This window comes from Methylomonas rhizoryzae (assembly GCF_008632455.1).
GTDB lineage: Bacteria > Pseudomonadota > Gammaproteobacteria > Methylococcales > Methylomonadaceae > Methylomonas > Methylomonas rhizoryzae.
Genome location: NZ_CP043929.1, coordinates 3278654 through 3302218 on the forward strand (window position 1 = coordinate 3278654; position 23565 = coordinate 3302218).

The following is a 23565-nucleotide window of genomic DNA, read 5'->3' on the forward strand; positions in this document are numbered from 1 at the left end:
ATAACGGCCTAACTAGGCGGCCGAATTATAGCGTTTTCCGCAGAAAACTATCCCCTACCGAGGGAGGATGTTTTCAAACCAACCGGAAGTTATTTGTGCCTATATCCTTACAACCCTAGCGCTGTTAAAAACTTGGTATCGATCGCTTTGCAGTCAATCGGACTACTACGTTTCCGCTTTCAGCGGCGGCCGTTTGAACGTCAATCGGCAAGAATCGCTGAATGATCTCGGCATTCGTTGCCGCATGCGGACTCCAATCCGTGGCGACAAAAGAACCGCCCCCCGCCAAAGCCATCGGCAGCAATAACTGATCGGTCAGAAAGTGTCCTGCCGTTGCCTCGCTTGTCATGTAACGTTGGGCGCGCTTGACTGCGGCATTGGCAACCGCTTCGGCGGACACGCCTTTCTCGCCGAAACCGGTAAACACCTCGGTCACGTGTTCATACTCCAAGGTAATAAGCACGGCATTGCCCGGGCCTTGTTGCCGGTCTATCCCGCGCAGCAGTAAGCGGTCGTCCGCCCAAGCCAAGCGTTTTTTGACCATCGCTAATTCACGCTCGGCAATATGCGCGGGTAAACCGGCAAAAAAACTTTCCGCATAGGCGTCGATACGCTCGCCTCGGTTTTTCAGATGCAATGGCTGTAAGGATTTACCGGCAGTCACCGTCATGCTTATTTCGCCGCCGCCCGCCGGATAAAAGCCGAACCGGTTCAGTTGCAGCTCCACTTTGGCGCCCATTTTTTCCAGCAATGGCACAAAGGCTCGTTGCAGAAAGTGGAATGGCGGGCTCAGCGGGTTATGGGTGCCGCCGCTTAAGGTAACGCGACTATCCTTGTCGGCTACCAGCAATGCCGGCAAGATCGTCTGCAAGACCAGCGTGCAGCTGCCGGCCGTGCCTATGCTGAACCGATAGTCGCCGCCTTGAATTTCACCCGGCGCAAATGCGAGATCGGCCGACCCGACCTGTGCGCCGTCGACGTGGGCGCCGGAAATCGCGGCCGCTGCTTGCACTGCAGTGAGATGCTGCCGCATCAAGCCGGGATTTTTCCGGTTCGCCCGAATATTTTTGATGCGCAGGGCTTGCCCGGTGCACATCGATAACGTTAAGGCGGTCCGTAAAATTTGACCGCCGCCTTCGCCCTGAGAGCCATCCAATTCAATCAACACGTTCTTTCCAGTATGGTTGCCGTTTCCGATGTTATCCAAAACGGCTGCGATTAGCCTTTGACGCATACCACCTGTTTCAAGGTATGCACGATTTCCACCAGATCCGCTTGTGCCTGCATGACCGCGTCGATGTCTTTATAGGCCATCGGGATCTCATCGATGACGCTGACATCTTTTCGGCATTCCACACCTTGCGTCGCCTGAATCTGGTCGTCTACCGTAAAGCGGCGTTTGGCCTCGGATCTGGACATGACCCGTCCGGCACCGTGGCTGCAAGAACAAAATGCCTGCGCTTCGCCTTTGCCTCGCACGATATAAGACCGTGCGCCCATGGAGCCGGGAATAATCCCCATTTGCCCCGGCCACGCCGCCACCGCGCCTTTACGAGTAACCAAGACATTTTCGCCGAAATGATTTTCTCGTTGCACGTAGTTGTGGTGGCAGTTGACCGCTTCTTCATCGACCGCAAATGGCTTGGGCATAATCTTTTGAATCGCGGCGACCACATTTTGCATCATCAGCGCGCGGTTTTTTTGCGCAAAATCTTGCGCCCAGCTGACCGCGTCGACATAGTCTTTAAAATGCTCGCTACCTTCCGGGAAGTAAGCCAAATCTTTATCCGGCAAATTGATGAAAAACCGTTGCATATCTTTTTTTGCCAGCTCAATGAAGTAGCTACCAATCGCATTGCCGACGCCGCGGGAACCGGAATGCAGCATAAACCACACCCGATTGGCTTCATCCAAACACACTTCTATGAAATGGTTGCCTGTGCCTAAGGTGCCAAGCTGTTTATGGTTGTTGGTATTTTTTAAGCGCCGGTGTTTATCGATCAGAGTTTCGAATGCGGGTAATAGCTCGGCCCAGGCCGCATCGACGTTACTCGGCGGATTTTGCCACGATCCTTTATCGCGGCCTTTGAAGGTCAAGCCGTGAGGAACAGCGCTTTCGATGGCAGACCGCCAAGCGTGCAAATTATCCGGCAGATCGTCGGCGCTTAGACTGGTCCGAGCGGCGATCATGCCGCAACCGATATCCACGCCGACCGCGGCCGGGATGATGGCACCCTTGGTTGGGATAACGCTGCCTATGGTTGAACCTTTACCCGGATGTACGTCCGGCATTACCGCGACATGTTTGTAGATAAACGGCAGCCGGGCGATGTTTTGTAATTGCGCTTTGGCTGCGTCCTCGACCGGTACGCCTTTGGTCCACATTTTTATCGGCTTGGCGTTGCCGGTTTGCAATACTTCGAAATTCTCCATGGTCATGTTCCTAAATAAAAGAGTTAAGTCAGGCGACAAGCGAGCGCCAGGACATCTGCTCTGCCAACCGAGCTACTTACCGAGGCAAGGTCGGATTCGAACCGGCGACACGATGTAGTCTTTAACGGCATTCGCGTTGAACTAAAAAACCGCCGACAAATACCAACGGCAGTGCCGTCAATCATTGAAACGGCACCTCCGGCACGGCTTGCGATGGATCGCATTTATATTTTTCATACGCTTTGGTCAGCGGCGGCAAGTTCTCCACGTTGTAAGGCTTACCGATCACTGCATTCAGCAACTGCTGTTCCGAAGCCGTGTTCAACCAATTTTGGAACAACTTTTTCGGCCGCGTACCCAAGGATTTACGGCCAACCGCACCGCTACGCAGAATCTGCACCAGATTACGCAACATCTTGCCGTTGCCAATCACCCGCGCAAACACGGCTGGTAAATACTCCGGACCGCGTAAGGTCAAGATTGCGGTTAACAATGCCGGCGTATCTTTCATGTAGCTCCTTTCTCGGCAGTACAGCGCTGTCTTGGCAATAAAGCGCGGCTCGACGTTTTGGTAGGCGTCCAACAGGGTGTCCAGTTGTACAACGGCATCGGCATAAAACGTAGCGTTCAAACCTCCGCTTGCCGCATATTGCGCCAGACGATGGCGTTCATCGAAGGCATAAGCCGAAGCGCATGCTTCGTTCAAGGCATCGGCGTGCGGTGCAAATGCGCCTCTGCTGCTCGAAAATAAGTGTAAGTTAGCCATTTGACTCTCCCTTTCCTGATCGATTTTTATATCGACTAACGCGAAAGCCGTGCCAAGCCGCATACAAGCCCAAGAAAAACTTATAACAAATTGTTTTTTAAATTATTTTTTACTGGCTTTCGCGACAGCGCAGCCGCCGAGCATAAGGCTGATATACTTGTTTTATATCTTTATTTATACAACTTTAGATTTATTTATCATGAAACGAAAAGTCGTCATCGGTTTCTTAGGCACACAACTTGACGCCGGCACAACGCCGTCGAGATGGGAAAAATGGCGTCCTACGGTATCTCTGGTACAGCACGAAGAGTTGCTCATCCATCGCATGGTGCTAATGTACGATGGCAGACATCAAAAATTAGCGGCGCAACTGCAGGAAGACATTGCCGCCGTCTCACCGGAAACCGAGGTTGCGCTCATGGAGATCACTATCGGCGACCCCTGGGATTTCGGCGAGGTGTATGCGGCATTGTTCGATTTTGCCAAGCATTACCCGTTCGACACCGAAACCGAAGACTACTGGATACACATCACCACCGGCACGCATGTGGTGCAAATCTGCCTGTTTTTGATGGTCGAAGCCCGCTATATCCCCGGCTTATTGTTGCAAACTTCGCCGCCGCGCAGGCAAATAGCCGCTTCTCCCGGCAGTTATGCGTTGATCGACCTGGATTTAAGCCAGTATGACGCCATTGCCCAGCGCTTTGCCCGCGAGCAGTCCGACGCGATTGCGCTGCTCAAATCCGGCATTGCCACGCGTAATGTTTCGTTTAACCGCGTCATCGGTGAAATCGAACATGTCGCGGTGCGTTCCAAGGCACCTATGCTGTTGATGGGCCCGACCGGCGCCGGCAAATCCTTTCTGGCCAAACGCGTATACGAATTGAAAAAGACTCGCCACCAAATGACCGGCCCTTTTGTCGAGATCAACTGCGCCACCTTACGCGGCGACGGTGCGGCATCGGCTTTATTCGGTCATATCAAAGGCGCGTTTACCGGCGCCATGCAAGATCGGGGCGGCTTATTGAAAACGGCGCATCAAGGCTTGCTGTTCCTGGACGAAATCGGCGAACTGGGGGCGGATGAACAAGCAATGCTGCTGAAAGCCATCGAAGAAAAAACCTTTTATCCTGTCGGCGGCGATAAGCCGGTCGGTAGCGACTTTCAACTGATTGCCGGCACCCACCGCGACCTGCGGCAAGATGTGCGGGCAGGCCGTTTTCGGGAAGACTTGTATGCCCGGATTAATCTGTGGACTTATGAATTGCCGCCGTTAGCTCGCCGGCCGGAAGATATCGAACCCAACATCGATTATTTGCTCTGCCAACAATCAGCCGATCTGGGGCGGAAAATCGGCTTCAATAAAGAAGCAAGACACAAGTATTTGGCCTTTGCCATGTCGCCCGCCGCAACATGGCCGGGAAACTTCCGCGACCTTGGCGCATCGATCTTGCGCCTGGCAACATTAGCCGACGGCGGCCGCATCGATATTGACTTGGTGGACAAAGAAATCGAGCGGCTGCATCAAATCTGGGGACAACAGGATCCGCACGATTCGAACGCGTTAAGTGCTTTTTGGGCTCCCGCTCAAATAGCTGAACTGGATTTGTTCGATCGCCTGCAACTGCAATCGGTCATTCAGGTCTGCCAAGCATGTAATAGCTTGTCCGAAGCGGGGCGCCGACTATTCAGCGTGTCCCGCACGCAACGAAACAGTACCAACGATTCGGATAGGCTTAGAAAATATTTGAGCCGATTTGGGCTGGAGTGGTCGGCTATCAAGTCGCTATCTGCATGATTGCGCCGCTATACAATGCCAACAATTGCCGGCGATTATTCAGCGTCTGGTAAAGAAAACTAAATCGCCGAATCGGCCCAAGTAAGGCGCAGGATAAACACTCGCCTTGGCGCGCCGGCCGGTTAAAATGCGCCTACCTCAGCAAAACGGCTCCAACGTCTACGTTCGCCCATGACAAGTTCCACCCCTATCGATCCGCTCCGCTTCCCGTTGTCCGGGGTACGGCTGATCGAAGCCAGCGCCGGTACCGGCAAGACCTTTACGATAGCCGCGCTATACGTGCGTTTAGTACTCGGTCACGGGCTGGAACGCCAAGCCTTATTGCCGCCGGAGATATTGGTAGTCACTTTCACCGAAGCGGCTACCCAAGAGCTGCGCGAGCGCATACGCAGCCGGCTGAATCAAGCCGCAGCCTATTTTCGCGAATTGACCGAGGCAGCCGATCCGTTTTTGTCGGCGCTACGCCAAGATTATCCGCCCGAACAATGGCCGGCCTGCGCTTACCGTTTGCATATCGCGGCTAACTGGATGGACGAAGCGGCGGTGTATACCATACACGGCTGGTGCCGGCGAATGCTGCAGCAACATGCCTTCGACAGCGGCGGCTTGTTCGATTGGGAAGTCGACAACGACGATCAGGATTTGCTGCAACAAACCGTGCGCGACTATTGGCGCCGACACTTTTATTCGTTGTCGGAATCCGCCAGCGCAGCGGTGGTCCGCTGTTTCGCCAATCCCGACGCCTTGTCCAAGGAGGTCAACCCACTGCTGTTCGACAGCGAGGCCTTGGAGTTGCAACAGATCGAGGTCGATCTTGAACAAACCTTCGCACGCTGGGAAGAATGGGCATTACGCTGCGAGCAACTGACCACCCGAGCGCAAACGCTGTGGCGCAATCAGCAAAACGACTTGGAAAGGCGTTTGCTCGACGCATCGGAACAGGGTTGGCTAAAAGCCAATCTGTACCCTAAGGCCGGCTTCAAAGACAAGTTGGCGCAAATCGCGGCCTGGGCGCATCATCGGCAGAATCTTGAGATAAAGGAACTGGCCCGATTTTGCTTGCAAAAACTAACTGCCGGCTTGGCTAAAGCCCACCAAGATAAAGCGGCCCTGTTCGATTCCGGCGTTTTTGCCTTGCTGGACCAACTGGTCGGCCATCACGCCGAAGAATTGGACCTCGCCGACGCGATTCGCCGCCACGCCGTGGCCTGGATACGCGAGCGTTACGCCCGGGAAAAACAACGCTTGTCCCGCCTGACCTTCGACGACATGCTGACCCGCTTGGACCAAGCGCTGGGCAGCGACGGCGGCGCGCGCCTGGCACATCTCATCGTCCGCCAGTATCCTTTGGCGCTGATCGACGAATTTCAGGACACCGACCCCGTTCAATATCGCATTTTCAGCCGCTTGTATCCCGCAGACGCCGACAATGGCGGCGGCTGTTTCATGATAGGCGACCCGAAACAGGCCATATACTCGTTTCGCGGCGGCGATATTTATACCTATTTGCAAGCGCACGCGGCGACCCAAGGCCGGCATTACACCTTGAGCAGCAACTTTCGCTCGACGGTCGGCTTGGTGCAAGCCGTCAACCACTTATTCGAATTTGCCGAACGCGGCCAACCCGAAGGCGCATTCAAATTCGGCGGCGAAACCCATCCGCTGCCGTTCATTCCGGTATCCGCGCAAGGCCGAAACGAAACCTGGATTGTAGACGGCCAAGCAGCGCCTGCTTTCACCGTTTGGCACTTGCAGCAGGACGAGCCGGTCGGCATGCCTTTTTATCGCCATCACATGGCGGAAGCCACCGCTAGCGAAATCGTGCGCCTGTTGACGAGCGCCGCAGCCGGACATACCGGTTTTCGCCACGCCGACGGCGACTGGCAGGCCTTGCAACCCGGCGACGTCGCAATCTTGGTGCGCAGCCGCGGCGAAGCCGAGGTGATGCGTAAAGCGTTATCCAAGCGACATTTACGTAGCGTGTTTTTATCGGAACGCGAATCCGTATACGCCAGTCGGGAAGCGGAAGACCTGCTGCTTTGGCTGCACGCATTGGCAACGCCTGAAGACGAATATAAAGTCCGCGCCGCACTAGCCAGCCGCAGCATGGAATGGAGCTTGGCCGCCTTGCAAAGGCTGGCGCAAGACGAAAGCGCATGGGAACACCATCTGGAGCGCTTCCTGAGTTACCGCGAGCGCTGGCGGCAAGACGGCATATTACCGGCACTGCAACAGCTGATGCACGATTACCGGCTCCCCGCCAAACTGCGCAACGCCACGGACGGCGAACGGCGCTTGACCAATCTGTTGCATCTGGCGGAACTGTTGCAGCATGCCGATAGCCGGCTGGACGGCGAAGCGGCTCTGATCCGCCATCTCGCCGAAGCGCTGCAAAACTCCGGCGGCAGCACCGACGATAACGTCATCCGTTTGGAAAGCGACGCTGAATTATTGAAAATCGTGACGATACATAAATCCAAAGGCTTGGAATATCCTTTGGTTTTTCTGCCGTTTATCTGCAGTTTTCGGGAAGTCAACGCCCGCAACAACCGCTATTACCGGTACCACGACACGGCCGCCCGCTTGCGCGTGGATTTGAGTAAAGACGATGCCAACAAAGCCCTTAGCGACAACGAACGCCTACAGGAAGACATACGCTTGTTATACGTGGCCGTCACTCGAGCCCGTTTCGCCTGCTGGCTGGGCGTGGCGCCGGTCAAAGGACAGGGCAAACAATGCCAGCTGGAGAAATCCGCCATGGGCTACGTGCTGGGCTGGCAATCGGGTCTGGCCGAACCCGCCCTGGCTGCCCGGCTGGGCGAGCTGGCCGGCGCATGCCCTGACATTGCCGTTCTCGGCGCTCCGCCTGTCTCCGAAGCGGTTTTCCAGGCAAATCGGGAAGAAGAGGAATGCCGAGACGGCCCTAGGAACTTCAGCGCAAGCATTCGGGAAGCGTGGTGGATAGCCAGCTATTCGGCGTTAGCGGCAGACCACACCCCTACAACGGCAGCGGAGGCGGAAACCGCCGGAGACGATAAACGCCAAGACGAAACCGAACCCGCGGCTTCGGCAAGCGCCGGGCCGGCAAACGGCATCCACGCGTTGCCGCGCGGCGCGGCGGCCGGGGTTCTGATCCACGCATTGCTGGAGCGGGCCGCAACCGAGGGTTTCGCCTCGGTTGCGGCACAAGCCGAATTACAGGCGCAACTGATCAAAGAACTATTCGGCCAGCCTGATTGGCTGGGCAGCGGCGAGCAAATGCTGCGGCATCTGGCCGCTTGGCTGGAGTGTCCACTGGCCGGCACGCCAACTGTCAGTCTAAGCCGATTGCCGCCTGACGCTTACCAAGCCGAGATGGAGTTTTTGCTGGGGGTGGATTCGGTAGACGTCACCCGCCTGGACACGTTACTTAACCACTATTGTTTGCCGGGCCGCAGCCGGCCGGCGCTGCAACCAGGTCACATCAACGGCCTGCTGAAAGGTTTTATCGACCTGGTCTTCGTCTGCGGCGGCCGTTACTATGTGCTGGACTACAAATTCAACGCCTTGGGCAACCGGGACGACGCATACGGCGGCGAGGCATTGACGACCGCGCTGCTGGCTAAACGCTACGACCTGCAAGCCGCCTTATATTTACTGGCGTTACACCGTCTGCTGAAATCCCGCTTGCACCGCGATTACCACTATCAGCGCGATGTCGGCGGCAGCTTGTATTGGTTTCTGCGCGGGGTGGGACACCCGGGACGCGGTCAGTTGTTGCTGCAATTGCCGCAGGAGTTGATCGAAACGCTGGACGCAATGTTCGCCGGAGTTCAAACATGATGCCTTCGGTATTCGAGGACATGCAAGCCTGGAGGGCACAAGGCTGGCTTAGCGCTTTGGACCAGGCCTTCGCCAAATTCCTGTCCGACCTGGCGCCCAACGTCCATCCTTGCGTGTTATGGGCCGGCGCGCTAGTCAGCCGCCAACTGAGCCGCGGCGAGGTGTACTTGGATATCAAGCGTTTAAGCGTCAATCCACAACTCACATTGGCCCTGCCGGCGGAAGCGGCGAGTACAAGCGGTTTAGCCACCATTTCGCACTTTTCCTGTGAGGATTGGCTGAACGCCTTGTCCGGCTCTTGCCTGGTCGGCCTGGGAGAAGGCGATACGCCGCTGGTGTTGAGCGAACGGCGCCTGTATCTGCGCCGCTTCTGGCACTACCAGCGCATCGTCGAACGCGAAACAGTGCTGCGGTCGCAGCCGGTCAGGGCGCACTTGCCGCCGGCTTTGGCCACGCGCATTCGCGAGTTGTTCGCAGACTCGCAGGTTCCGGATTGGCAACAAATTGCCTGCGTGTTGGCCTTGCGAGCCAAGCTGGCGATTATCACCGGCGGCCCGGGTACCGGCAAAACCACCACCGTCACCAAATTGCTCGCGCTGTTGACGGAGTTGGCCCAAATCGAACAAACCCGCCTACCGGTCATCGCGTTAGCGGCGCCCACCGGTAAAGCCGCCGCCCGAGTCAGCGAATCGATAGCCGGCGTGCTCGAAAATCTAACGTTGCCGGCAGCGGTAAGCGCACACATTCCGCAAAAAGCCGGCACCCTGCATCGCTTGCTGGGCAGCCGCCCGGATAGTCGCAAATACCGCCATAATCGGCAAAATCCGTTAAGCGTCGACGTAGTCATCGTCGACGAGGCATCGATGATAGACCTGGAAATGATGGCGGCCTTGCTGGAAGCGCTACCGCAATCAGCCTTGTTAATTTTGCTGGGTGACAAAGACCAGTTGGCGTCGGTGGAAGCCGGCGCGGTACTGGGCGAATTGTGCGCCGGCGCTGAACATGCCGCTTACGACACCGACACTCTGGCTTGGATTAACCGATACGCCGGCGCCACTTTGCCGGCACGCCGGACAAGCGGAACGCCGATCAACCTGCAGACCGTCATGTTACGCCACAGCCACCGTTTCGGCGCGGGCAGCGGCATAGGCCGGTTGGCGACAGCGGTCAATGCGGGCGACGCCGACGCCGCGCACGCGGTGCTGAATCATCCGGCGCAATATGTCGACATCAGCTATCTGCAGGTTGCGGCGGATTTGAGCGGCAACGTGCGAAACCTGGTGTTAGCCGCCGCCAGTGAACGTGAACCGATCGGCTACGGTCGATATTTGGCAGAGATCGCTAGGCGCGCCGATTTTGCGAGTAGCGACGCCTGGGCCTCGGCAGTGTTGAAGTCTTTCGAGCGCTTTAGAATGCTGTGCGCGCTACGCCAGGGCGATTGGGGCGTGGAGGCTTTGAACCGCTTAATCCGCCACTGCTTGTTTGGGCCAAGCGACAGCGTTTGGTATCCGGGCCGTCCCGTCATGATCAGCCGCAACGATTACAATTTGGGCTTGATGAACGGCGACATAGGCATTGCTTTACCAGCAGCGGACGGACGCTTGCGGATTGCCTTTCCAACCGACGGCGGCGAATCGATGCGCTGGATTTCGCCGTTACGCTTACCGGCGGTAGAAACCGCATTCGCCATGACCGTACACAAATCGCAAGGCTCGGAATTTGAGCACGTCGCCTTGCTGTTGCCGGACGCCATGAGCCCGGTCCTCAGCCGGGAATTGGTATATACCGCCATAACCCGGGCCAAACGGCATTTCAGCTTGTTGGAAAGCGGTCCGGGCGTTTGGCGGCCAGCCGTAGAACGTCGCCACAATGCATGAAAAATGCCGGCAGCCCTGCGTCGGCTGTCGGCATTTGTAGGTTGAATAGCCGAATTAAGACGATTTTTGCCGCACTACGATTTTACCGGGTTGCTCCATCGGCACCGGATGACGCGCTTTGGGATACCAACCCAAAATCCTGCGCACGTAGTTTTGGGTTTCTTGATAGGGTGGAATGCCGCGATGGCGTTCGACGGCGCGCTCGCCCGCGTTATAGGCTGCCAGCACCCATTCCACGTTACCCTCGAAATGTCTTAGCAACCAATGTAAATAAGCGACTCCGCCTTGGATGTTTTGAACCGGATCCCAAACATTCTTGACGCCGAAGCGTTCAGCGGTCGCAGGTATCAACTGCATCAGGCCTTGGGCGTTTTTATTGGACAACGCCGAAGTATTGAAGCCGGACTCGGCACGTATAACCGCCATAATCAGTTCCGGATCGATGCCGTAGGCCGGGGCGATTTGCTTGACCCAGGTTTCGACGATCTGCCGGTTGGCGTTGATGGCTTGATCCGCCACTATCGTCACTTCCGCTAGCTTGGGCTTGCAATTTTCGTCCGCCACGTCCGCCACGTCGGCAAAACGCGCCAACATTTTGCCGGCCATGGGATCGCCTTGCGCCGCCGCCTTGCGAAACCAAGTCACCGCCAAGCCCAAATCGCGCTTGACGCCGCGGCCATTGAAATACATGAAGCCCAAGGCATAGGCCGATTCGCCGTCGTCCTGCAGCGCCGCGTGGCAATAGTATTCGAAGGCTTGCAGGTGATCCTGTTTGACGCCTTCCCTACCGTGCTCGAAGCGCACGGCCCTGGCACGCGCTTCCGCGACCGTCAATTTGATTTCGGTCGGCTCATCGGCTTCGGCAAAACCGGCCAATACGCTTAACCCCAATACGATAAACCAACGGTGTATGCTCGCCATGATGAATCCACAGGTTGAATGTGCTTGAACGATAACGGGCAAATTTATCGGCTAACGCCCGACGAAAAAATTGCACCAAAGGACAGCCGGTAAGCCGGCGGCCATACGTCACGCCGGCAAGGCTCTAATCAAGGCGACGATTTGCGCAACCTCGGCCGCCGGCGCTCGTTCGCCCAGCAAACAACGCAGCATATCGCTGTCTTCCAGGCTCAACAGCTGTATAAACTGGGCTTTTTCCGCCTCATCGGCCAGCGGATAACGCCGATCCAAATAACGCAGCAGCAACACGTCCAGTTCCAGCACGCCGCGCCGGCAGCGCCAGCGCAGGCGCTTGAGCTCGCTCACCGCTTTTCGTATTCCAATAATAATTTTTTGATTTCGGCGATGGCCAAAGCCGGATTCAAGCCTTTGGGACAGGTATCGGTGCAATTCATGATGGTATGGCATCGATAGACTCTGAACGCATCGTCGAGAAATTCCAGACGCCCGGCATCGCTATTGTCTCGACTATCGGCCAGCCAACGATAAGCTTGCAGCAAAATCGCCGGCCCCAAATACTTGTCGCTATTCCACCAATAACTCGGACAGCTGGTCGAGCAGCAAGCGCACAACACGCATTCGTACAAGCCGTCCAACTTGGCGCGCTGTTCGCGGCTTTGCAGACGTTCGCGTTCCGGCGCCGCCTGATCGTTGCTCAACCACGGTTGGATAGCCGCGTACTGTTCGAAAAAATGACTCATGTCCGGCACCAAATCCTTGACCACCGGCATATGCGGCAAGGGATAAATTTTGATCGGGTCGGAATAGTCGGCAATGGCTTTGGTGCAGGCCAAGGTATTCTTGCCGTTGATGTTCATCGCGCACGAACCGCATACCCCTTCCCGACAAGAACGCCTGAAGGTCAAACTGCTGTCGATCTCGTTCTTGATCTTCAAGATCGCATCCAAGATCATCGGCCCGCAATGATCCATGTCGATTTCGAAATGGTCCAGGCGCGGGTTCTCGCCCGTGTCCGGATCCCAGCGATACAGGTAAAAATGGCGGACATTGGTCGCGCCGGCGGCTTTGTAAGTCTTGCCCGGTTTAACTTGGGAGTTTTTCGGTAAGGTAAATTCGACCATCAGTAAACCCTCTCTTTAGGCGCGATGACTTCGACTTCGTCGCTCAAGGTAAACAAATGCACCGGGCGGTAATCGATGCTGACTTGATTGTTGTCCCGCCAAGTCAGGGTGTGTTTCAGCCAGTTGTCGTCGTCGCGTTTAGGATAATCCTCCCGGGCGTGACCGCCGCGACTCTCCTTGCGATTGGCGGCGGCAGTCATGGTTACCTGCGCCTGGCCCAGCAAATTATCCAACTCCAGGGTTTCCACCAAATCGGTATTCCAGATCAACGAACGATCGCCGACTTTAACGTCGGCAAACGAAGCGGCCACGGCAGCCATTTGCTCTACACCTTCCTGCAAGGTAGATTCGGTCCTAAACACCGCCGCCTTGTTTTGCATGGTGGTTTGCATGTCCAAACGAATCTCGGCCGTGCTGCGGCTGCCGCTGGCGTGGCGAATGCGGTCGAAGCGGGACAGCGCCGCATCGCAAGCGTCTTTAGCCAAGGGTTTGTGTGCCATGCCGGGTTCGATCAACTCGGTACAGCGGATGGCCGCCGCGCGTCCGAACACCACCAAGTCCAGCAACGAGTTGGAACCCAGGCGGTTCGCGCCGTGTACCGATACGCAGGCCGTCTCGCCTATCGCCATCAAACCGGGCACCACGTGATCCGGATCGCCGTTTTTCAAGGTGACTACTTCGGCTTTGTAATTGGTGGGAATGCCGCCCATGTTGTAATGCACGGTCGGTATCACCGGTATCGGTTGCTTGGTGACGTCTACTCCGGCAAAAATCCGTGCGGTTTCGGCGATACCCGGCAAACGCTCGTGAATGATGGCCGTATCCAGGTGTTCCAAATGCAGCAGCGCGTGGTCTTTTTTCGGCCCGACGCCGCGGCCGGCGTTGACTTCCATCGTGATGGCCCGGCTGACCACGTCGCGCGATGCCAAGTCTTTGGCGTTGGGCGCATAGCGCGGCATGAAGCGTTCGCCTTCCGAATTGGTCAGATAACCGCCTTCGCCGCGCGCACCTTCGGTAATCAAACAACCCGAGCCGTATATCCCGGTCGGGTGAAACTGGACGAATTCCATGTCCTGCAACGGCAATCCGGCCCGTAACACCATACCGTTGCCGTCGCCTGTGACAGTATGGGCCGAGGTGCAGGAGAAAAACGCCCGGCCGTAACCGCCGGTAGCCAGCACGGTTTGCCGGCCTTTGAACAAATGGATGGACCCGTCGTCCAGGCACCATGCCAACACCCCACGGCATTCGCCGTCTTGCATGATCAGGTCGAGGGCAATGTATTCGACGAAAAATTCGGCCCGGTATTTCAATGCTTGCTGATACAGGGTATGCAAAATGGCATGGCCGGTGACGTCCGCCGCCGCGCACGTGCGTTGCGCCTGGGCTTTGCCGTAATGGGTGGACATTCCGCCGAACGCCCGTTGGTAAATCTTGCCGTCTTGGGTGCGGGAAAAAGGCACACCGTAATGCTCCAATTCGATAATGGCCGGAATCGCTTCCCGGCACATATATTCGATCGCATCCTGATCGCCCAACCAGTCGGAACCCTTGACGGTGTCATACATGTGAAAGCGCCAGTCGTCTTCGCCCATATTGCCCAGCGCGGCGCTAATACCGCCTTGGGCGGCAACGGTATGGCTGCGGGTGGGAAACACTTTGCTGATGCAGGCGGTTTTCAAACCTTTTTCCACCATGCCGAAGGTCGCCCGCAAACCGGCGCCTCCGGCCCCCACTACTACCACGTCGTGCTGGTGTTCGATGATGTCGTATGCCGCAGCCATGAATTACCTTGCCGTCAAAATGAATACAATTGCCGCCAAAGCCGCAATCCCTACCACCAGAAACAAGCCGTTGCTTATCCTGATAACTCCGTGCCTAAGCGACAGGGTCGACACGTAGTCCTCGACGATTACCTGAACGCCCAGCGCGGCGTGGTATACCGCCGCCAGCGTCCAGGCCAGCACGGCCAGCGCGTTCGCGGGAGCGCTCAACCACAGCAACGTTTCCCGGTACGGCGCATGTAAAGCCTGGTTGAAAAACGCGATCAACCATAGCGACAACGGCACCAGGGCCAATGCCGAAACCCGCTGATACCACCAATGCCCCACAGGGCTTTTGGCCGTAAATACATCGGCCAATTTTTGCAACATTGCCGTATTAGCCATGTAAACCCACCTTATGACAGAACGAAGGTAATCAGTGTCAAAACAGCCGAAGCTGCCAGCTCGTATAGCGCGTAGCGGTCCAAAGTGGCCCGCTCGAAAGTTTTGCCGATGTCCCACAGCAAATGACGCACACCGTGGCACAAATGGAAAAACAAGGCGTAGATGAAACCCCAATACACCAAGCGGGCCAGTGGATGCGCCATAAGCGTCTGCATGCCGACGTAAGCCGGCTCGCCCGCGGCAATCGAAAATACCAGTAATACGAACAGCAGCAGGCCGAATGCCAGCAAGGCGCCGGTCATCCGGTGCGTGATGGAAATCAGGCCGGTCAAGGGTAAGCGGTATATTTGCAGGTGGGGAGATAGCGGTCTATTGCTTGACATGGTTTACCCTTGGCTAGTGAGAAATGCTGTGCCGCTAAAAATCGATGCAACGTCCCTTTCGTTCCCAATCGCCGAAACGGGTTGGTTCCGGCCCCTTGGGACCGTCGATTTCGCCCGGCGCGCTACGGGTAGGCTGATCCGACTCAGCAGCCTTGGGCTCGGGAGCGGAATCCGGCGAATCAACGATAATCTTCTCAATATCTTGCATCGCGTGCGGTAAATGGCTGGGTCAGCGGGCGCCGATGGCGAGCAAATCGCGGCGCGGCGGACCGACGTAAAGCTGGCGGGGCCGACTGATGGGCGTGGCGGGGTCTTCCATCATTTCCAGCCAATGTGCCACCCAGCCGGCGGTACGGGCTATCGCGAACATAACCGTGAACATGTCCACCGGTATCCCTAAGGCTTTGTAGATAATGCCCGAATAAAAATCGACGTTCGGGTACAGTTTTTTCTCGATGAAATATTCGTCCTGCAGGGCGATTTCCTCCACCTTCAAGGCCAATTCGAATAAAGGATCGTTGCTTTTGGTTTTTTGCAACACTTCGTGGCAGGTTTTACGGATGATGGTGGCACGCGGATCGAAATTTTTATAAACCCTATGCCCAAAACCCATCAAGCGGAAAGGATCGCTGGGGTCTTTGGCCTTGGCAATGTATTTAGGCACGTTTTCGGCACTGCCTATCTCGGCCAGCATGGTCAACACCGCTTCGTTGGCCCCGCCGTGAGCCGGTCCCCAAAGCGCAGCGATACCCGCCGCCACGCAGGCATAAGGATTTGCGCCGGTACTGCCGGCCACCCGCACCGTGGAGGTGCTGGCGTTCTGTTCGTGATCGGCGTGCAGGATGAACAACAGATTCAAGGCCCTGACGAAATCCTTATCGATGTAATGATCTTGGTCTATGTAATTTTGCGAGGAGCGCGAGAACATCATGTTTAAAAAGTTCTCGCAGTAGCTTAAATCGATACGCGGGTAAACGAAGGGGCGACCTACCGAATGCCGGTACGACGCGGCGGCGATGGTCGGCATTTTTCCTATCATCCGCGTCGCCGCCCGCATGCGTTGCACCGGGTCTTTGATGTCCATTTCGCTGTGGTAAAAGGCGGATAAAGACCCCACGACCCCGACCAACATCGCCATGGGATGCGCGTCGTAGTGGAATCCGTCGAAAAATTTCCGCAAGGATTCGTGGATGATAGCCCGGTCGCTGATTTCAAGGTTGAAATCCAGCAGTTGCTTTTGATTGGGCAACTCGCCGTTCAGCAACAGGTAAGCGACTTCGGTAAATTCACAGTGCTCGGCCAATTGTTCTATGGGATATCCCCGGTAAAGCAGAACGCCGTTATCGCCGTCGATATAGGTGATCTTGCTTTTACACGCAGCGGTGGCGATAAAACCGGGATCGTAAGTAAAACAACCCAAGTCCTTGTACAAGCTGCGAATATCGACCGTATCGGCGCCCAACGTACTGGTCAACAAGGGATATTCCACCTGTTTGCCGGTACGACTATGCTTTATCAGCAACGTATCATTTGTCATAGTGTTTCTATTACCTCTATGATTTTTACTTGATCGTCGCCCGATTATTACACAGGCGCCGGTGGAGTCCAAACCTCGTCAGCCGCCACAGCCCGGCCGGCGATTGGCGGTTACGTCAATTCAGGTAAATAAACACGCGTCAAAATCAGTTAATCGAGTTCCTCCGCCATCAAACTACCCTATCGCCCGACTCCGGCAAGGCTCTGGCCAATAGACCGGATTGTTCGGTGTCGATAACGGCCGAGGCCGTACAACTCTCGATCAAATCGCTTAGCTGCCGCCTAGAGACCGTATACGCTTCCCGCTCGGATGCTATCACTTGTTTAAGCTCCGCGGCGACAGCGGCCAACGCTAACGCCATACCTTTTTGCAAACCTCGAAACCCGGCCCTGTTGAGCGAAGGTTGCAGTTTCTTATGCAAAAAAAACGGCAGTAGCCAACTTATGCCAATCAATAACACACTATGTACGGCAAAATCCAGTCCTAAATACCCGCTGCCGTTGACCACGCCTTGATAATATTGACTAAATACTTGATATCCAACCCAACTCAACGCAGACAAGGGCAAGGCCGCTTCCGCAAACAAGATAAACTTCAACACACCCCGTCGCAAACCGCCGCCCGGGTTCAGCAAGGCTTGCCGGCCGGTCACTTCCGCATGCGCACCCAGGCTTTTGCCCGCATGGTCGCGAATAGGCTGCAGCGCATCTTTTAAGGATTTACCGGGTATACCGGTTTGCACGGCCTGCAAGACCAACTCGTCTAAAGCATCGCTTAAGCGGCTTTGCGCCCATTCGTCCCATAAACGAATGTCGGCTTTTTGGCCGGGATGAGCCGCCCAGAAATTCGCCAGTTGTTGCGCCGGCCACGCCAAGCCGTCGAGTAAATCCCGCTGGCAAGGCTGCCAAACGTCGTCGAGACTATTGAGCAGCCCCTGGTAATCCCGCCGCTCGAAATCGCTTAACAGCTGCCGCAGATAATGTCCCAAATGCCCGATGCGTATAGCCTCGTTTCGCTTGGCCAATTGGTCTATCGTGCGCCGCCCCGCCAATTCGTGCAACTGCAACAACAATTCGCCGAATTGGTCCGTCTCCGGCTGCAAACAACTGGTGCGGTATAACAAAGGCTGCTGAAACCCGGCGATTTGTAGCTGACGGCGAAAATCGTCGAATTGAACGGTTTGCCCGCGGTCCCACTGATTCATGACGAACAACCAGGCGTGTTTGGCGCCTTCCGCCAACAACAACTGCCAAGCTTTGTTATCGCGATAACGCTCCGGGCTAACCACGTAAATCAACACGTCGATATGCGGCAGCCATTGCAAAACCAAGCGCTTATTGCCCAATTCGATACTATCGAAATCCGGCATATCCAGCCAAACGACAGCGGCATTGCGATCGTCGTTATGTTGGCTGATTTTTACGCTTGCCAGCGGCAAATCGCCGGGCAATCGTTGCAACGAAAAGGTGTGGTGGTGATACAAGGTGACTTCACGCGAGGTCGGCCTTTCCACCCCGGCTTTGGCAATCTCGTATCCGACCATGCGGTTCAACAACGAGCTCTTGCCGACTCCTGTCCCTCCCAGGAATGCAACCACCAACGGCCGCTCGGTCGCAGAGCCCAAGCAGGAGAACAAGCTGTCCGGCAGTTGTTCCGCTTGTTGCGCCAAAGACTGCGCGCGCGCGCGCGGCAACTGTCCGGCCGACACAGCCGAATCGGCCCAAGCTTGCGCGCGAGACAACAATTCAGAGTATGCGCAAGCCATGTTTTTTCTCGGACAGCGTTTGTTCGGCGCGTAAGCAGTCGTGTTCCGAGATGTTAAAACGGCCCGACGTTTGAACGGTCGACGGCAAACTCAGCAACGGCTTACACAAACTTTCCTCGAGTACGCACCTCACCGCCTGCAATTGCCTTTGCTTCAGTTCCGCCTCCACGCCGTACATATAGCTGCCGACCGCACTTTCCGCCAGCAGCGAGGTTACGCTTAAAATTAAAGGCGTCAGCAGCAAATCGTGTACGCCCACGCCGCCGGCCTGTATGGCCAACAACATCGCGCCGGCATCAGTCGATAAACGCGTGGCGCGCAGGCCGTTCAATAACAGCGGTTGTTCTTGCAGCTTGAGGTAAAGACGCTGCGCAGCCGCATCGATTTCCAAGCGAAAATCGTGGTGATACTCGGACAGCGCTTGCACGTATCCGCTCAACACCGGGTCCTTTTGCTGCCGTAGCGCGATAGCATTATCCCGCCACCAAATACCGTTGTCCGCCTCGGTTTCGCTCAATTCATACAGTCTATCCGCCAGCTGTATCGTCAGATGCCGGCCGATTTGCTGCAATATCGCGAGTTCTTGGTCGGCGGATTGCGGCACGCTTTCTCGTCCCAGCGCCCATAGCTTGCGGGCCGGCCAGGTCATCACCCGCCGCACCTTGCTGATTAGCCGGGCAACGCCCGGAATTTCCAGCAACTGCAATAAATTCAGCAACGCCGCCTGAAAGGTATGGTAGTGATGCGGATGATCCAGGAAATCGCGCCGATAAGCAGCGGCGGCCTGTTGTATCGCCTGATCCACCAAGGCACTCCAACGCTGTTGTGCCGCGTGCTCGGCCTGCACCGGCGCCAACCATGAACGCCAATGTTGCTTGAGAAACCGCTGTCTATGATGCGGGTAATCTTTAGGCTGGACTTGCTTTGCCAATTGCTTGAGCGCAACCGCATGTTCCGGCGGCCATACCGTGTCGCCCACCGTCTTATGAAACAGCATGGGCACCACGGCCGGCACGGGATCGGACCGGTATTGGCGCCATTTTTCCCGGAACGATTCCAACACCACGGCTTCCGAGCCCTCGGCCAGCTTGTTCAGACAAACCAGGGTCGGCTGACCGAAACCGGCTATGCTCGTCATCACTTCCCACACCGCTTGGTCGGCGTATTTTTCTTTGCTGACGACCAAAACGACCAGGTCGGCTAGGGCTATGGCACGTATCAAACCTTCCCGGTAGTCTATCGCGTCGATAGAATCGAAATCCGGGGTATCCCAAACCACGCAAACCGGCAACAATGCCGATACCGCCGCACTTTCGCTGACGGCGTAACAATCGTAACGCTGCCGGTTCAACGCCGTGACCGGCAGGGCTTCGAAACGGCCGAAGTAATGCTGCAGCCCTGCTAAGGCGGAGTAAGACACGCCGTGACAATATCCCTGCGCGTGCACCGTATAACCCGCCAGTGGACTGACTCCGGCCAGATCGGCGTTCAACAGCCAATTGACGACTGAACTTTTGCCGGCCTGGGTAGGGCCTATGACCGCGATTTGCAGCGGCAAACCGGGACTTTCGGCCAGCAATTTGCCTTTGCGCAGAAAAGCTTCCGCATAAAGCAGTTGCTCAATGGTGTGTTGATATTCAAAATAGTGCGGATTTTTGTTATCCAGCCGCGCAAGCACCGTCTGGTATCGCTGTTTGAGTAGTTGGATAAAGTCCAGCATGACAAAAAGGCTTGGGTTTATAATTACCGAGTGAATCAGTTCGTTTAGCGACCCGGAACGTCGGCATTATAAATATAAAAATACGGGATTGTTCATTTAGGCCACTGGGGGGCTCAACCATGAAAAAAACGACAACCATATTGATATTTCTGCTTTGCGCGTTTGCCGCCGGCTGCAATAAAAGCCACCAGATTAACGGTAGCAGCCTGAAAACGGTTAACCGCTCCGTCAACACCATCAAAGAAAAATTACCGCTCGACCAGCGCATCGAATTCGAAGTGTCTTTTTGGACCCTGCGCGACGATCTTCGCAATAACAAAGATTTTTTAAATGAAATCGACGGCATGACCCCGGAAGATTTGATTTCGCGCGGCAAACAAATTTTCGAGCAACGTAAAGCCAGCGGCAACAAAGATTACAGCCAATACGACAATTGGGATCAAATGATCAGCCAATACACTCAGGAACGCATTGATCAAAACCGGAAAAAAAACCCGGATACCCGCGACAAGACTAATCCGCACCGGGTCGATTACAAGATGCATTCCATGTAACGCGCTAACGCTCCTAAATCGTGCGCCAAAAGGATTAACAGTAAAATTGGAAAATGCGCGAAGCGGCTAGCGCCGTAATGCCGGCGCCGGCAAACGCTTTTGTTCGGTCAGCACGGACACGAATTGGCTGGCTTCGCAGATGGTCTTTTCCATTGCATCGACCAATTTGGAAATATCCAAACCCATTTCCACGAACTCGTGCCGCAATGCGGCGATGGCATGGGCGTTCAGATTATGTTTCAAGTACAACACTTGGTCTTGAAACGCCGCCAACACGGGCTGCATGCGTGCCTCGGCCGCCTTCAAATTTTTCAGCAACCGACCGTATTGCGCCCTGGATTTTTTCAATTGCTGCTGGCTACGCACCCGCAAGGCGCGGTTGCTGTACAACTCCAACTCGCCCTCCCATTCGGCGAACAAAGCTTCGCTGACCTGCTCTATCGCCCTAATCCGTTGCCCGACTTGGTCGGCTTTAGTGCAGCACAGGTCGTATCGTCTGCGCAATAATTGGTAACGCTGCTCCAGCGGCCCGGCGTCGGTTTTAGCAAACTGTTTAAACTTCTCCAGGGCGTCCACAAACTGGTCGCGGCTCGCTTTCAAACTCTCGCAAGCCTGATCGACCTCGACTACCACGATGTCTCGCTTGTGATGCCCGAGCAGCGATTCCCGACTTTGATAATAGGCGGTACGCAAGCGTTTATTGAGTAGAGTCTTGATAAATCCGATCATGATAATGTTGATAAACCGGCCGAATCGATAACGCTAATTTTACATCCGGCATTAGCGGCAAAACTCGAAAATGCCGCATCCAGAATGCCTAATACCTGCAAGGTTTGCAGATTGGTCTGCGGCACCGGACAGGTTTTTACCAGCAGCAACTCGTCCGCCGCCAATTGTCGCGCCGCCCAGGCCGATAGACTGTCCGAAGTCACCTCCCAACCGGCGGGGATACCGGCAGCGTCCAGCTCGTCGATTTGCGGCGCCCAAACCTGCAAGCGTTCGTCGCACCGCTCATCGATTCTTGGCATTATCCTAAAACGGCTATCCATAGCGTGAATCAGATAGGCCATTTGCTGCATCGCTAGCACAGCCATGTAATGCGCGTTGCCGTCGTCGAAACCGTATTGCTGCTGTGCCGAGCGGACCTGGTCCGCGAACATGCCGCCACCCGGAACCACCACGATGCGCCCGGCGAATCCGGCAAGCCGCTTAAGGCATGTTGGCAACAAACCTGCCGACAATAAACTCCCTCCGAGTTTGACGACTTTCAACACGTCTGAAACCGGCGCAGCACGGCCAGTAGCGCCGCCGCCTTGTCGAAACATTCTTGGTATTCCGCGGCTTCGCCCGAATCGTTGACGATACCGCCGCCTACCCAAAAACGAATCGTGTCTTGATTATGCACCAGCGTGCGAATGGCGATATTGGTATCCATATTGCCGTCGAAACCGATATAACCGATAGCGCCGCAGTAAACGCCGCGTCTATGAGGCTCCAATTCTTCGATGACTTGCATCGCCCGGATTTTCGGCGCGCCGGTAATCGACCCGCCCGGAAAGCAGGCGCGCAGCAAATCCAGGGCATGGCGGCCGGCTGCCAACTCGCCGGTAACCGTACTGACCAAATGATGCACGGTCGCGTAAGTCTCGACATCGAACAGAGTCGGCACCTTAACCGAGCCGGGCCGGCAACAGCGACCTAAATCGTTGCGCAGCAAATCCACGATCATCACGTTTTCGGCGCGGTCTTTGGGACTGTCCGCCAAGGCTAGAATCTGCAAGCGATCATGCTCCTCGGAGTCACACCTCGGCCGCGTGCCTTTGATCGGCTTGGTTTCCACCGTGTTGGCATGTACGCGTAAAAACCGTTCCGGGGACGAGCTCAATACTTGGCCGTCCGGCAGGTTTAAATAGGCGCTGAACGGTGCGGCGTTAATCCGGCGTAAGGCTTGATACGCCGCCCAAGGATTACCGCGGCACGGACTGGAAAATCGTTGGGTCAGATTGATTTGATAGCAATCGCCTTCTTTCAAATACTGTTTAATCCGTTGAAAAGCGGCGCCGTATTGTTCCCGACTCATATTGGAAACCGGGGACGATAGCACCGAAAAACCGTGTCGGTCTGCTCGCTTCGAAAGCATGCCGAATTGGCCTCGCAAGCGCTCCACCAAATCCGTCGCTAAATCATGCCCAACCAACCAGCTCCGCCGCTGCTGATGATCGACCACTACCGCCCAGCGATAAATACCTATGGCCATATCCGGCATCTGCTCGGCTGCCACCGCCATATTAGGCAAACGCTCTATGCGCCGAACCAAGTCGTAGGCGAAATAACCCAAGGCACCGCCGGAAAACGGCAAATCGCCAATAGTCGGCCGCGCCGGCCCCAAGGCTTGCTTAACCAGGATAAAAGGATCGTCGCTGCTGCTCCTTTCGCCTTCGACGTCGCGAATTACCGTATTCGACCCGTAAGTCAGTAACGTACAAGCCGGTGCGTAACTTAAAACGTCAAAGCGGCCTTGCTGACTGACGGGGTAGCCGCTATCCAAAAAAACCGCCCAGGGCTGATCGGCGCAAGTTTCGAATAATAGCGAGCTATCCTCAAAGTAAGGCAGCGGTATCTGGGTAATGGTTGCGGGCATTCAATGAAAAAAGTGACGATTCGGCAGTACCGAATAGATGGGGCAGCTCAGATTTTACC

General features: G+C 55.8%; 20 protein-coding genes. 4 read left to right on the forward strand and 16 right to left on the reverse strand.

The window, feature by feature from the left end; genetic code table 11:
- Positions 1–124 precede the first annotated feature (124 nt).
- The 3 genes from rtcA to F1E05_RS14640 form a co-directional block, all read right to left on the reverse strand.
- Positions 125–1168 carry an RNA 3'-terminal phosphate cyclase gene (rtcA, locus tag F1E05_RS14630; RefSeq protein ID WP_232056667.1) on the reverse strand — a complete coding sequence of 348 codons (1044 nt, stop codon included), beginning with the start codon at positions 1166–1168 and terminating at the stop codon, positions 125–127.
- Positions 1169–1218: 50 nt separating this feature from the next.
- A complete protein-coding gene (locus tag F1E05_RS14635) occupies positions 1219–2433 on the reverse strand; it encodes an RtcB family protein (protein WP_332095487.1) in 1215 nt (404 codons plus the stop codon).
- A 181-nt stretch (positions 2434–2614) separates the two neighbouring features.
- Complete coding sequence (locus tag F1E05_RS14640; protein WP_150049716.1) at positions 2615–3199, reverse strand: hypothetical protein; 585 nt, start codon at positions 3197–3199, stop codon at positions 2615–2617.
- Between the two features lie 199 nt (positions 3200–3398).
- On the opposite strand from F1E05_RS14640, the gene rtcR reads away from it, so the two are divergent.
- From rtcR to recD, 3 genes are all read left to right on the forward strand, one after another.
- Positions 3399–4997, forward strand: coding sequence for an RNA repair transcriptional activator RtcR (gene rtcR, locus F1E05_RS14645; protein WP_190303156.1), 1599 nt, complete (start codon positions 3399–3401; stop codon positions 4995–4997).
- A gap of 171 nt (positions 4998–5168) precedes the next feature.
- Positions 5169–8819: an exodeoxyribonuclease V subunit beta gene (gene recB, locus F1E05_RS14650; RefSeq protein ID WP_150049718.1), complete on the forward strand. Its 3651-nt coding sequence runs from the start codon at positions 5169–5171 to the stop codon at positions 8817–8819.
- A complete protein-coding gene (gene recD, locus F1E05_RS14655; protein WP_150049720.1) occupies positions 8816–10696 on the forward strand; it encodes an exodeoxyribonuclease V subunit alpha in 1881 nt (626 codons plus the stop codon). The genes recB and recD overlap by 4 nt, the downstream gene beginning before the upstream one ends.
- Before the next feature lie 54 nt (positions 10697–10750).
- On the opposite strand, the gene F1E05_RS14660 is transcribed toward recD, so the two are convergent.
- The 10 genes from F1E05_RS14660 to F1E05_RS14705 all read right to left on the reverse strand — a co-directional run bounded on the left by F1E05_RS14660 (position 10751) and on the right by F1E05_RS14705 (position 20311).
- Entirely contained in the window at positions 10751–11617 is an 867-nt protein-coding gene (locus F1E05_RS14660; protein ID WP_150049722.1) for a transglycosylase SLT domain-containing protein, read from the reverse strand.
- A 108-nt stretch (positions 11618–11725) separates the two neighbouring features.
- On the reverse strand, positions 11726–11962 hold the full coding sequence (locus F1E05_RS14665) for an FAD assembly factor SdhE (RefSeq protein ID WP_197737375.1): 237 nt from the start codon (positions 11960–11962) through the stop codon (positions 11726–11728).
- On the reverse strand, positions 11959–12738 hold the full coding sequence (locus tag F1E05_RS14670) for a succinate dehydrogenase iron-sulfur subunit (RefSeq protein ID WP_150049725.1): 780 nt from the start codon (positions 12736–12738) through the stop codon (positions 11959–11961). The genes F1E05_RS14665 and F1E05_RS14670 overlap by 4 nt, the downstream gene beginning before the upstream one ends.
- Positions 12738–14522 carry a succinate dehydrogenase flavoprotein subunit gene (gene sdhA, locus F1E05_RS14675; protein ID WP_150049727.1) on the reverse strand — a complete coding sequence of 595 codons (1785 nt, stop codon included), beginning with the start codon at positions 14520–14522 and terminating at the stop codon, positions 12738–12740. Before sdhA ends, F1E05_RS14670 begins: the two co-directional genes overlap by 1 nt.
- Positions 14523–14525: 3 nt before the next feature.
- Entirely contained in the window at positions 14526–14906 is a 381-nt protein-coding gene (gene sdhD, locus F1E05_RS14680; protein WP_150049729.1) for a succinate dehydrogenase, hydrophobic membrane anchor protein, read from the reverse strand.
- An 11-nt stretch (positions 14907–14917) separates the two neighbouring features.
- Positions 14918–15289, reverse strand: coding sequence for a succinate dehydrogenase, cytochrome b556 subunit (gene sdhC / locus F1E05_RS14685; RefSeq protein ID WP_150049731.1), 372 nt, complete (start codon positions 15287–15289; stop codon positions 14918–14920).
- Positions 15290–15323: 34 nt separating this feature from the next.
- Positions 15324–15497 (reverse strand): DUF1674 domain-containing protein, encoded by a 174-nt coding sequence (locus tag F1E05_RS14690; protein WP_150049733.1) that lies wholly within the window; start codon positions 15495–15497, stop codon positions 15324–15326.
- 21 nt (positions 15498–15518) lie between these two features.
- The gene (locus tag F1E05_RS14695; RefSeq protein ID WP_150049735.1) at positions 15519–16826 is read right to left on the reverse strand and encodes a citrate synthase; all 1308 of its coding nucleotides are present in this window, start codon (positions 16824–16826) and stop codon (positions 15519–15521) included.
- 169 nt (positions 16827–16995) lie between these two features.
- A complete protein-coding gene (locus F1E05_RS14700) occupies positions 16996–18591 on the reverse strand; it encodes a GTPase (RefSeq protein WP_150049737.1) in 1596 nt (531 codons plus the stop codon).
- Positions 18572–20311 carry a GTPase domain-containing protein gene (locus F1E05_RS14705; protein ID WP_150049739.1) on the reverse strand — a complete coding sequence of 580 codons (1740 nt, stop codon included), beginning with the start codon at positions 20309–20311 and terminating at the stop codon, positions 18572–18574. The genes F1E05_RS14700 and F1E05_RS14705 overlap by 20 nt, the downstream gene beginning before the upstream one ends.
- Positions 20312–20430: 119 nt before the next feature.
- Between F1E05_RS14705 and F1E05_RS14710 the strand changes: the two genes are divergently transcribed.
- Complete coding sequence (locus F1E05_RS14710) at positions 20431–20865, forward strand: hypothetical protein (RefSeq protein ID WP_150049741.1); 435 nt, start codon at positions 20431–20433, stop codon at positions 20863–20865.
- Positions 20866–20931: 66 nt separating this feature from the next.
- Here the strand turns inward: F1E05_RS14710 and F1E05_RS14715 are convergent, their stop codons facing one another.
- The 3 genes from F1E05_RS14715 to pabB are packed head-to-tail and all read right to left on the reverse strand — an operon-like array spanning position 20932 to position 23506.
- Positions 20932–21594 (reverse strand): DUF2959 domain-containing protein, encoded by a 663-nt coding sequence (locus F1E05_RS14715; protein ID WP_150049743.1) that lies wholly within the window; start codon positions 21592–21594, stop codon positions 20932–20934.
- Positions 21591–22190, reverse strand: coding sequence for an amino acid kinase family protein (locus tag F1E05_RS14720; protein WP_232056668.1), 600 nt, complete (start codon positions 22188–22190; stop codon positions 21591–21593). Before F1E05_RS14720 ends, F1E05_RS14715 begins: the two co-directional genes overlap by 4 nt.
- Positions 22133–23506: an aminodeoxychorismate synthase component I gene (pabB, locus tag F1E05_RS14725; RefSeq protein WP_150049745.1), complete on the reverse strand. Its 1374-nt coding sequence runs from the start codon at positions 23504–23506 to the stop codon at positions 22133–22135. Before pabB ends, F1E05_RS14720 begins: the two co-directional genes overlap by 58 nt.
- Between the last annotated feature and the right edge of the window lie 59 nt (positions 23507–23565).

What these genes read in the sequence shown, in the direction of transcription:
- sdhA (WP_150049727.1), bottom strand. Translation starts at nt 14,522, where the DNA reads ATGGCTGCGGCATACGACATCATCGAACACCAGCACGACGTGGTAGTA.
- F1E05_RS14695 (WP_150049735.1), bottom strand. Translation starts at nt 16,826, where the DNA reads ATGACAAATGATACGTTGCTGATAAAGCATAGTCGTACCGGCAAACAG.
- sdhC (WP_150049731.1), bottom strand. Translation starts at nt 15,289, where the DNA reads ATGTCAAGCAATAGACCGCTATCTCCCCACCTGCAAATATACCGCTTA.
- recD (WP_150049720.1), top strand. Translation starts at nt 8,816, where the DNA reads ATGATGCCTTCGGTATTCGAGGACATGCAAGCCTGGAGGGCACAAGGC.
- rtcR (WP_190303156.1), top strand. Translation starts at nt 3,399, where the DNA reads ATGAAACGAAAAGTCGTCATCGGTTTCTTAGGCACACAACTTGACGCC.
- F1E05_RS14720 (WP_232056668.1), bottom strand. Translation starts at nt 22,190, where the DNA reads ATGTTTCGACAAGGCGGCGGCGCTACTGGCCGTGCTGCGCCGGTTTCA.
- F1E05_RS14660 (WP_150049722.1), bottom strand. Translation starts at nt 11,617, where the DNA reads ATGGCGAGCATACACCGTTGGTTTATCGTATTGGGGTTAAGCGTATTG.
- F1E05_RS14705 (WP_150049739.1), bottom strand. Translation starts at nt 20,311, where the DNA reads ATGCTGGACTTTATCCAACTACTCAAACAGCGATACCAGACGGTGCTT.
- F1E05_RS14715 (WP_150049743.1), bottom strand. Translation starts at nt 21,594, where the DNA reads ATGATCGGATTTATCAAGACTCTACTCAATAAACGCTTGCGTACCGCC.
- pabB (WP_150049745.1), bottom strand. Translation starts at nt 23,506, where the DNA reads ATGCCCGCAACCATTACCCAGATACCGCTGCCTTACTTTGAGGATAGC.
- F1E05_RS14670 (WP_150049725.1), bottom strand. Translation starts at nt 12,738, where the DNA reads ATGGTCGAATTTACCTTACCGAAAAACTCCCAAGTTAAACCGGGCAAG.
- F1E05_RS14635 (WP_332095487.1), bottom strand. Translation starts at nt 2,433, where the DNA reads ATGGAGAATTTCGAAGTATTGCAAACCGGCAACGCCAAGCCGATAAAA.
- F1E05_RS14700 (WP_150049737.1), bottom strand. Translation starts at nt 18,591, where the DNA reads ATGGCTTGCGCATACTCTGAATTGTTGTCTCGCGCGCAAGCTTGGGCC.
- sdhD (WP_150049729.1), bottom strand. Translation starts at nt 14,906, where the DNA reads ATGGCTAATACGGCAATGTTGCAAAAATTGGCCGATGTATTTACGGCC.
- F1E05_RS14690 (WP_150049733.1), bottom strand. Translation starts at nt 15,497, where the DNA reads ATGCAAGATATTGAGAAGATTATCGTTGATTCGCCGGATTCCGCTCCC.
- recB (WP_150049718.1), top strand. Translation starts at nt 5,169, where the DNA reads ATGACAAGTTCCACCCCTATCGATCCGCTCCGCTTCCCGTTGTCCGGG.
- F1E05_RS14640 (WP_150049716.1), bottom strand. Translation starts at nt 3,199, where the DNA reads ATGGCTAACTTACACTTATTTTCGAGCAGCAGAGGCGCATTTGCACCG.
- F1E05_RS14710 (WP_150049741.1), top strand. Translation starts at nt 20,431, where the DNA reads ATGAAAAAAACGACAACCATATTGATATTTCTGCTTTGCGCGTTTGCC.